Below are 5,186 nucleotides of genomic sequence, written 5' to 3' on the forward strand. Positions count from 1 at the left end.
GCCAGCATGGCGCGGCCGAGGTCGAACAGAATGGCCTGGCCGGCCACGCGCCCCTGGCCCAGCACGAGGTCGACGTTGCCCACGTCCGGCCCGCCCAGGTTGATCGAACGCGCGCCGCCGCGGTCCTCCACGTGCCAGCCGGTGACCTTGCCGTCCGCCACGGCATCGACCACGATCTTGAAATAGCCTTCGGGGCCGGCGTAGGCTTCTCCGGGCCTGAGACGGATTTCTTCCTTGTTGACCAGCATGAAGCCGAACTGGTGTCCTGTGGGGCAGCCGACCGGGTAGCTGGCGTACCGCGTGTCGCGCGCGTAGTCCTGGCCGTAGCGCAGGCTGTAGACCTTGCCGTAGACCTTCAGGTTGGCCTTGCCGCCCTCGAAGGCGGCGGGCCAGGGCGAGAGGAAAGCCGCCATGTCGCCGTCCTCGAACACCAGCGCCTTGCGCGCGCCGGTATCTTCGATCAGACGTTCAGGCTGAATCGGCCCCAGCGTGCGCGCATGGGTCACCTTGCCGTCCTGCGGAAGCGCCTTCGTGCGGCGCGCTGCGGTATTCGCCCTTGGGGCGGCCGGGCGGTTTCATAGCGGCTCCGCCCAGGCCCGGATTTCGTCGAGCTGGCTGTGCTGGGTGAGGTCGAGCCGCAGGGGCGTGATGGAAACCGCCCCTTGCGACACGGCGTGGAAATCGGTGCCCGGCGCGGCGTCGGCGGCCAGGCCGACCGGCCCGATCCAGTACACCGGATCGCCATAGGGCGTGGTGGTGCGCACCACCGGCTCGGACGGATGGCGCTTGCCCAGCCGCGTGACTTCGAAACCGCGCATGTCCTCGAAGCGGCGGCTGGGAATGTTGACGTTGAGCAGCACCGGCGCGGCCAGGGGTTGCGCGAGCTGGCGTTCGACCACCAGGCGCGCGGCGCGCGCGGCCGACTCGATGTGCTCCCAACCCTTTTCGGCCAGGGAGAAGGCGATGGCGGGAATGCCGAACAGGTAGCCTTCGCTGGCCGCGGCCACGGTGCCCGAATAGAGCGTGTCGTCGCCCATGTTGGCCCCGTTGTTGATGCCCGAGACGACGAGGTCGGGCCGCGCGTCCATGAGGCCGGTGAGCGCCACGTGCACGCAGTCGGAGGGCGTGCCGTTGACGGCGATGAAGCCGTTGGAGGCGGTGCGCACCGACAGCGGGCGGTTCAGCGTGAGGGAATTGGACGCGCCGCTGTGGTTGGTTTCGGGCGCGACGACGGTGAGATCGCCCAGCCCCTTCAGGGCCTCGACCAGCGCTTCGAGCCCGGGAGCGGTGTATCCATCATCGTTCGAAACCAGAATTCGCATTGTGCATCCGAAAGAAAATAAAACGCGGGTGGACGAGCCGAATTGTACCGTCCGGCGGGTCGGTCCGCTGCGTCCCCGCTCCCCATCCCCTCGGTAACCCGCAGGCGGCGCACCGCATCGGCGCGGTAGAATCCGCAGCCATCGAGAACACTAACCAGACAACAACGGATACGCTTTTCATGGCAACTCCCTCCCTGACGCACGTCGCCGCCCTCGTCGTGCTGGCCTACCTCATCGGCTCGGTGCCTTTCGCCGTGGTGGTCAGCAAGCTCATGGGCCTGCAGGATCCGCGCAGCTACGGTTCCGGCAACCCCGGCGCCACCAACGTGCTGCGCACCGGCAACAAGACCGCCGCGCTGCTCACGCTGCTGGGCGACGCGGCCAAGGGCTGGTTCGGCGTCTGGCTGGCCGAGCGGCTGGCGCCGGGCATCGGTCCGGGCGCGCTGGCCGCCGTGGCGGTGGCGGCGTTCCTGGGCCACCTGTATCCGGTGTTCCTGCGCTTCAAGGGCGGCAAGGGAGTGGCAACGGCGCTGGGCGTGCTCCTGGCCATCCAGCCCGGGCTCGCGCTGGCCGCCGCGGCCACCTGGCTCATCATTGCCGTGTTCTTCCGCTATTCGTCGCTGGCCTCGCTGGTGGCCGCGTTTTTCGCCCCGGTGTATTACGTCTTCGGCTCCGGCCTGGCATGGCGGGCCGAGCCGGCGCTGGGCGTCGCGCTGGCGGTGATCGGCCTGCTGCTCTTCTATCGCCACCGCGCCAACATCGGCCGGCTGCTGCGCGGCACCGAAAGCAAGATCGGCGGCAAGAAAAAACCGGGCTGACGCCCGGCGCGCTCTCCAGCCCGCCGGGGGCGGCCCTGGCCGCCCCCGCGCGTTTTCAGGCGATTTCCGCCAGATCCCAGCGCGGCTTCACCGTGAAGGCATGGGCGTCGGCATCGAGCACCGCGAGCCCGGCCTTCACGCGCTCGGCCGCGGCGAAGGCGATCATGGCGCCGTTGTCGGTGCACAGCGAAAGCGGCGGAAAATACGCACGCGCCTTGGTCGGCTCGAGCGCCGCCGCCAGCTTCGCGCGCAGCAGGCGGTTGGCGCCCACGCCGCCGGCCACCACCAGGCGCTTGAGCCCGGTCTGCTTCAGGGCGCGCACCGATTTGGCGCACAGCACGTCCACGATGGCGGCCTGCGTGGCCGCGGCGAGATCGGCGCGGGTCTGCTCGTCGATCGCGCCGTCCGGCGACGCCGCCCTGACGCGGGTCAGCACGGCCGTCTTCAGGCCGCTGAAGCTGAAATCCAGATCGCCGCTGTGCAGCATGGGGCGCGGCAGGTCGAAACGCGCGGCATCGCCCTGCTCGGCCAGCCGCGACAGGGCCGGCCCGCCCGGATAGCCCAGGCCCAGCAGCTTGGCGGACTTGTCGAAGGCCTCGCCGGCCGCGTCGTCCAGGGTTTCGCCCAGCAGCTCGTAACGGCCTACGCCGTCCACGCGCATGAGCTGCGTATGGCCGCCGGACACCAGCAGCGCCACGAACGGAAACTCGGGGCGCGGATCGGCCAGCATGGGCGAGAGCAGATGCCCCTCCAGGTGATGGATGCCGATGGCCGGCAGGCGGCGCGACCAGGCCAACGCCTGCGCCACGCTGGCGCCCACCAGCAGCGCCCCGGCCAGGCCGGGGCCGGCGGTATAGGCCACGGCGTCGACGTCGGACAGGGCGAGCCCCGCTTCCTGCAGCACCTGGCGCGTGAGCGGCACCACGCGGCGGATATGGTCGCGCGAGGCGAGCTCGGGCACCACGCCGCCGTATTCCTGGTGCATGGCGATCTGGGTATGCAACGCGTGGGCCAGCAGGCCCCGCTCGGTGCAGACGGCGGCCACGCCGGTTTCGTCGCACGAGCTTTCAAAGCCGAGAATGATCATGGCGGCAGAGTTTACAACTGATGCGAAAATACGCCGTTATTGCAACCGATGGGCGCGCCGCGCCCGCCACACCTTCGACACGCCTCTCAACACCCTGGGGACCAGAATGCTGGAGAAGCTATTCAAGCTGCGTGACCACGGCACGACCGCCAAGACGGAGATCATGGCCGGCCTGACGACATTCCTCACCATGTCGTACATCATATTCGTCAATCCGGACATCCTGTCCTCGACGGGCATGGACCGCTCGGCCGTGTTCGTCGCCACCTGCCTGGCGGCGGCGCTGGGTTCGCTGGTCATGGCGCTGATCGCCAACTGGCCCATCGGCATGGCGCCCGGCATGGGCCTGAACGCGTTCTTCGCCTTCACCGTGGTCAAGACCATGGGCTATACCTGGGAGCAGGCGCTGGGCGCGGTGTTCATCTCGGGCGTGATCTTCCTGGCGCTGACGTTTTCCGGCATCCGGGTCTGGCTGGTGAAGGGCATTCCGCATTCGCTGCGCAGCGCCATCGCCGCCGGCATCGGGCTCTTCCTGGCCATCATCGCGCTGGCCACCTCGGGCATCGTGGCCGCGCACCCGGTCACCAAGGTCACGCTGGGCGACCTGACCCAGCCCGGCCCGCTCTTCGCCATCCTGGGCTTTTTCATCATCGCCTCGCTGGACGCGCTGCGCGTGCGCGGCGCCATCCTGATCGGCATCCTGGCGGTAACGCTGCTGTCCATGGCGCTGGGCTACAACGAGTTCAAGGGCATCTTCTCGCCGCCGCCCAGCCTCGCACCCACCTTCTTCAAGCTGGACATCCTGGGCGCGCTGCACAGCGGCTTCGTGCAGGTGATCCTGGTGTTCGTGCTGGTCGAGGTGTTCGATGCCACCGGCACGCTGGTGGGCGTGGCCAAGCGGGCCGGCCTCATGCCGGAGGACAAGCCCAACCGCCTCGGGCGCGCCCTGTTCGCCGACAGCACGGCCATCGTGGCCGGCTCCATGCTGGGCACCAGCAGCACCACGGCCTACGTGGAAAGCGCGTCCGGCGTGCAGGCCGGCGGCCGCACCGGCCTGACCGCGCTGGTGGTGGCCCTGCTCTTTCTGGCCGCCCTCTTCATCTCGCCGCTGGCGGGCGCCGTGCCGGGCTACGCCACCGCGCCCGCCCTGCTCTATGTGGCCGGCCTCATGATGCGCGAAATGATAGACATCGACTGGAACGACGTCACCGAAGCCACCCCGGCCGCGCTCACCGCGCTCATCATGCCGTTCACCTACTCCATCGCCAACGGCATCGCCTTCGGCTTCATCAGCTACGTGGTGCTCAAGACCGCCACGGGCAAGATCCGCCAGGTGCACGCGGCGACCTGGCTGGTGGCGGCGCTCTTCGTGGTGCGCTATGCCTTCTTTCCCGGCTGAGGCGGGCGCCGCCTCGCTATCGGCCCGATTGAACGCCGCTATCAACCCGGCGCTTCATAAGGTTGCTGGGCGCCGCACCTGATTTCGCCGATACACTCCCTATATGCAAGCGTACAGGGAGTCTGTTTTGCGCATCATCCACCACCCGCTCTGCGCCGGGCGGGCCGGCGGCCGTTTCACGAGGAGGCACCGCTCATGAACGTCCTGGCCCGCACCCCGCTGTCCATTCTCGACCTCGCCCCCATCGTGCAGGGCGGCGACGCCGCCGCCGCGTTCCGCAACACGGTGGCGGTGGCGCAGGCTGCCGAGCGCCTGGGCTACAAGCGCTTCTGGCTGGCCGAGCACCACAACATCCCCGGCGTGGCCAGCAGCGCCACGGCCGTGCTGATCGGCCACGTGGCCTCGCAGACCCGCACGCTGCGCGTCGGTTCGGGCGGCGTCATGCTGCCCAATCACGCGCCCCTCATCATCGCCGAGCAGTTCGGCACGCTCGAATCCCTGTACCCCGGCCGCATCGACCTGGGGGCTGGGCCGCGCGCCCGGCAGCGACGGCGCCACGC

At 69.2% G+C, this 5,186-nt stretch carries 5 protein-coding genes and 1 pseudogene; 3 read left to right on the top strand and 3 right to left on the bottom strand.

Translation table 11 applies throughout. The features are described 5' to 3' along the window. Nucleotides 1-506 (bottom strand): hypothetical protein (locus AD428_RS22450; protein WP_200908085.1); only part of this gene is annotated, 506 nt, incomplete at its 3' end. A 69-nt stretch (nucleotides 507-575) separates the two neighbouring features. Then, a complete protein-coding gene (gene surE / locus AD428_RS22455; protein WP_053246645.1) occupies nucleotides 576-1,322 on the bottom strand; it encodes a 5'/3'-nucleotidase SurE in 747 nt (248 codons plus the stop codon). 179 nt (nucleotides 1,323-1,501) lie between these two features. Between surE and plsY the strand changes: the two genes are divergently transcribed. Further along, entirely contained in the window at nucleotides 1,502-2,140 is a 639-nt protein-coding gene (gene plsY, locus AD428_RS22460; RefSeq protein WP_053246646.1) for a glycerol-3-phosphate 1-O-acyltransferase PlsY, read from the top strand. A 55-nt stretch (nucleotides 2,141-2,195) separates the two neighbouring features. On the opposite strand, the gene tsaD is transcribed toward plsY, so the two are convergent. Beyond that, the gene (gene tsaD / locus AD428_RS22465; protein ID WP_053246647.1) at nucleotides 2,196-3,227 is read right to left on the bottom strand and encodes a tRNA (adenosine(37)-N6)-threonylcarbamoyltransferase complex transferase subunit TsaD; all 1,032 of its coding nucleotides are present in this window, start codon (nucleotides 3,225-3,227) and stop codon (nucleotides 2,196-2,198) included. A 106-nt stretch (nucleotides 3,228-3,333) separates the two neighbouring features. Here tsaD and AD428_RS22470 point away from each other — a divergent pair, with 106 nt between their 5' ends. Both AD428_RS22470 and AD428_RS22475 read left to right on the top strand, forming a co-directional pair. Continuing rightward, a complete protein-coding gene (locus AD428_RS22470) occupies nucleotides 3,334-4,626 on the top strand; it encodes an NCS2 family permease (RefSeq protein ID WP_053246648.1) in 1,293 nt (430 codons plus the stop codon). A gap of 195 nt (nucleotides 4,627-4,821) precedes the next feature. Further along, nucleotides 4,822-5,186, top strand: a pseudogene (locus tag AD428_RS22475) (MsnO8 family LLM class oxidoreductase); the annotation flags it as partial.

It is taken from the genome of Achromobacter sp. DMS1, from assembly GCF_001270295.1.